Annotated in this window: 4 protein-coding genes; all 4 read left to right on the forward strand. The window is 44.0% G+C overall.

Features of this window, described 5'->3' with window-relative positions; all coding sequences use genetic code 11:
* Window positions 1–1,081 (forward strand): Hsp70 family protein (locus tag OEX01_09425; protein MDH5449202.1); only part of this gene is annotated, 1,081 nt, incomplete at its 5' end.
* 30 nt (window positions 1,082–1,111) lie between these two features.
* Window positions 1,112–2,221 (forward strand): molecular chaperone DnaJ, encoded by a 1,110-nt coding sequence (gene dnaJ, locus OEX01_09430; protein MDH5449203.1) that lies wholly within the window; start codon window positions 1,112–1,114, stop codon window positions 2,219–2,221.
* A gap of 126 nt (window positions 2,222–2,347) precedes the next feature.
* Window positions 2,348–2,875 (forward strand): 4Fe-4S dicluster domain-containing protein, encoded by a 528-nt coding sequence (locus tag OEX01_09435; GenBank protein ID MDH5449204.1) that lies wholly within the window; start codon window positions 2,348–2,350, stop codon window positions 2,873–2,875.
* The coding region (locus tag OEX01_09440) for an aldehyde ferredoxin oxidoreductase (protein ID MDH5449205.1) at window positions 2,872–3,901 on the forward strand (1,030 nt) is incomplete at its 3' end. The genes OEX01_09435 and OEX01_09440, both read left to right, overlap by 4 nt.

The following is a 3,901-nucleotide window of genomic DNA, read 5'->3' on the forward strand; positions in this document are numbered from 1 at the left end:
TGACATTGACTTACCTTTTATCGCCTCCGACACAAGCGGTCCCAAACACTTGCAAACCACATTAAATAGGGCAAAACTAGAACAACTAACACGCCCCATTGTTCAAAAGATAAGAGAACCAATAATGCGGACCCTCAAAGACACTAAGCTTGAGCCAAGAGACATTGATAAGGTTATTCTGATCGGTGGTCAAACAAGAATGCCTCTTGTGAGGAAGTTTGTAGAGGACCTGATAGGCAAGCCCGCTGAACGAGGAGTTGATCCAATGGAGTGCGTAGCTGTTGGAGCATCTATTCAAGGTGGGGTATTGGCCGGCGAGATAAAGGATTTATTACTCTTAGATGTAACTCCACTTTCACTAGGTGTCGAAACCCTAGGCGGCGTCTTCACACGAATAATAGAAAGAAACACGACAATCCCAACAAAAAAGAGCCAAATCTTCTCAACCGCCGCAGACTTTCAAACAACAGTAACGATAAATGTATTGCAAGGGGAGAGAGCTATGGCATCTGACAACATCTCCCTCGGCATGTTCAACCTTACGGGTATACCTCCAGCACCCAGAGGTGTCCCTCAAATAGAAGTAGCCTTTGACATTGATGCGGATGGTATATTAAACGTCTCTGCAAAGGATTTAGCTACTGGAAAAGAACAGAAAATCACCATCACAGCTTCAACTAAACTCTCTGAAAAAGAGAAAGAACGTATGATGAAGGAATCTGACGAGTTTGCTGAACAGGATAAAAGAAGAAGAGAGGAAGCCGAAGTCCGAAATAGCGCTGACTCATTGATTTATACGGCTGAAAAAACAAAGAAAGATCTGGCTGATAAACTTGGAAAAGAGCAGATAGAGAAAATAGACAAATCGGTCTCTGAACTAAGGGAAATTCTGAGCAGCAAAGATGTTGAGAAGATCAAAATAAAGAGCGAAGAATTGGCAAAAGTCCTGCAAGAAGTCGGAACAGTCATATATCAACAAGCAGCAGCAGAGCGAGCGGACCAAGAAAAGGCAAAGAAGGAACCAGAAAAGAAAGTTGTGGACGCAGACTATGAAGAAGTGAAAGAAGATAAAAAAGAGTAGATATAGTTCTTCTCCGATGGCTGATCTTGAATGAGTTATAAGCGAGACTATTATGAAGTACTAAATGTACCCAAGAGTGCATCAAAGAAAGAGATAAAAAAAGCTTATCGCAAGCTAGCTTTAGAATATCATCCTGACCGGAATAAGTCACCAGACGCTGAAGGAAAGTTCAAAGAGATATCAGAGGCATACGCTATACTTTCCGACGATAAGAAACGTACACAATATGACCAGTTTGGACATGAAGGAATAAGTGGGAAATATACTTGGGATGACATATTCAGAAGTGCTGACTTTGATAGGATCTTTAGAGACCTTGGTTTTGGCTTTCGCGGATTTGACACGATCTTTGACATGTTTTTTGGTGGCAGAACCCGTGGAAGATATGGTCCGCTGAAAGGAGCAGATTTAAGGTATGATCTGGAAATATCTTTAGAAGAAGCAGCTTTCGGTCTAGAAAAGGACATAAGAGTTCCAGGCTTTGATGTATGCGATACATGCCATGGTAGCGGAGTAAAACCTGGATCAGGCACTAAAAACTGTCCAAGATGTAACGGTACTGGTGAAATAAGACAGACTAGAAATTTTGGGTACATGCATTTCACGGAAATCCAGACGTGTAACAAATGTCATGGAAAAGGGGTCTCAATCAAGAACCTTTGTACGGACTGTAAGGGTACAGGAACTTCAAGTCGTCTCCATCGGATAAAATTGAAGATCCCTCCGGGTATTGATGATGGACACAGTTTGAGATTGAGCGGCAAGGGAAGACCTGGCTTCAAAGGTGGTCCAAATGGAGATCTTTATGTTGTTGTCCACGTCAAGCCTCATGAAGTTTTTGAAAGGAATGGGAGCAACATCTTCTGTGAAGCACATATAGGCTTGCCCCAAGCGGCACTAGGAACTAAAATCCATGTTCCAACGCTAAATGGAAAAGCGAAGCTCAAAATTCCTGCTGGAACCCAAACGGGAACAATGTTTCGGTTAAGAGGAAAAGGAATGCCGCGTTTACATGGATGGGGAAGAGGAGATCAACTTGTAAAAGTCATAGTTCGGACACCCACGAAACTAACAGGTCGACAGAAAAAACTCCTGAATGAGTTAGCAAAAGAGATAGAAGACGAAGTCACTTTCAGATAGCGAGGTAGAAACAACAGTGCATATGTGCCAGTTTACTACGTAAAATGCGCACACACGTAAACCACACGCTTAAATCGTTGCAAACCTTAATAGAGAATTCTTTCAGTGACCTGAGATGATCTGATATTGACCAAGAAGAAAGAACTGATCTGGATAGCAAGAGAACTTTCACGATGCAGTGGGTGCAGAAAATGTGAAATTGCATGTTCGCTTTTTCATGAAAAACGAATATGGCCAGAAGCCGCAAGAATAAGAGTCTTCATGCTTATTCCCGGCGTCGAGTTTCCACATTTCTGTGCCCAATGCGAAGACTATCCATGTGTTGAAGCATGTCCGGTCGAAGCGCTGTCAGTAAGTGAGAAGACTGCCGCAGTCTTGGTCAACCCAAATAAGTGTACTGCCTGCGGGGAATGCATAGACGCTTGTCCGGGCAGGATACCTCACATGCATCCAACTGAAAAGCATGTTTTAATCTGCAACCTATGTAGGGGCAACCCTCAATGTGTTAAAGTTTGCAGAGAAGGGGGGTGGAATGTACTGCAAAAGGTCTCTCGAAAAAACCGCGCGTACCATCTCTACGCACGTAGACCAGAAGAAATGACACGAGACTTAGCTGCTAAGATGTATGGTGAAGAATCGGAGGAATTGATTTGACCTTTGGTTACGCAGGGAAATTCATCGAGATTGATCTTTCAACTGAGGATATCAAAGAGATAACATTTGACGAAAATGTTCTGAAAGAGTATATAGGCGGTAGAGGTCTAGCGACAAAAATTCTCTGGGACAGATTAGGTACTTCATGGGAAACAATAGATCCGTTAGGACCAAGAAACATTCTTCTGTTTTTGACTGGACCTTTGACAGGGTTCTTTCCAGGAGGAAGGATCTGTGTTTCTGGAAAGTCGCCACAGAGCAACGGTGTGGTGGGCTCAACCGTAGGGGGAGAATTTGGAGTTGAGCTAAGATGCGCTGGGTATGATGGCATAATAGTGACTGGTGAGGCTAAAAGGCCGTGTTACTTATTTGTCAAGGATTCTGATGTCGAGGTTAGAGATGCTGGTCACTTATGGGGAAAAGACGCAAAACAAACAGTTAGAATTCTCACGAAAGAGTGTAGAGAACTTTTGGGAAAACGGTTTCCGCGATACGGTGAGTTCAAGGAACCTGCAATCTTGTATATTGGTCCGGCAGGAGAAAAGAAGGTTCGGCTAGCAGTAGTTGCGGCAAAGTGGACGCACGCTGCAGGCTATGGCGGCTACGGGGCAGTTATGGGGGCAAAAGGGCTAAAGGCAATAGCTGTCAAAGGCACCGGACCGCTCCCTGAAGTGGCTGATATGAGAAAGGTGAGACGACTAATACAGGTGGTTTGCAATAACGCTTATGAAAATGAACTGTGGAGACGCTGGGGGACAGGAGCTGCTGGCTACGAGGTTGGGGCAAAAACGAGTTCTGAACCGGTCCGTAACTGGCAGGATGAATGGCATAATGAAAAAAGCTTCGGTGTTGACAAGTTCGAAGATAGGGTCTGGATAAAACAGTTTTGGGCTGATTTTGGCTGTCCAACGTGCTGCCTTAAGATAGCTATGGTGAAGACAGGAAGGTTCAAGGGAGCAATAACGGACAACCCGGACTATGAACTGCAGGCTTATTTGGGTCCAAACCTTGGAATTTTCACCATAG

Source organism: Candidatus Bathyarchaeota archaeon, from assembly GCA_029882535.1.
Lineage (GTDB): Archaea > Thermoproteota > Bathyarchaeia > Bathyarchaeales > SOJC01 > JAOUKM01.

What these genes read in the sequence shown, in the direction of transcription:
- dnaJ (MDH5449203.1), top strand. Translation starts at nt 1,112, where the DNA reads ATGAGTTATAAGCGAGACTATTATGAAGTACTAAATGTACCCAAGAGT.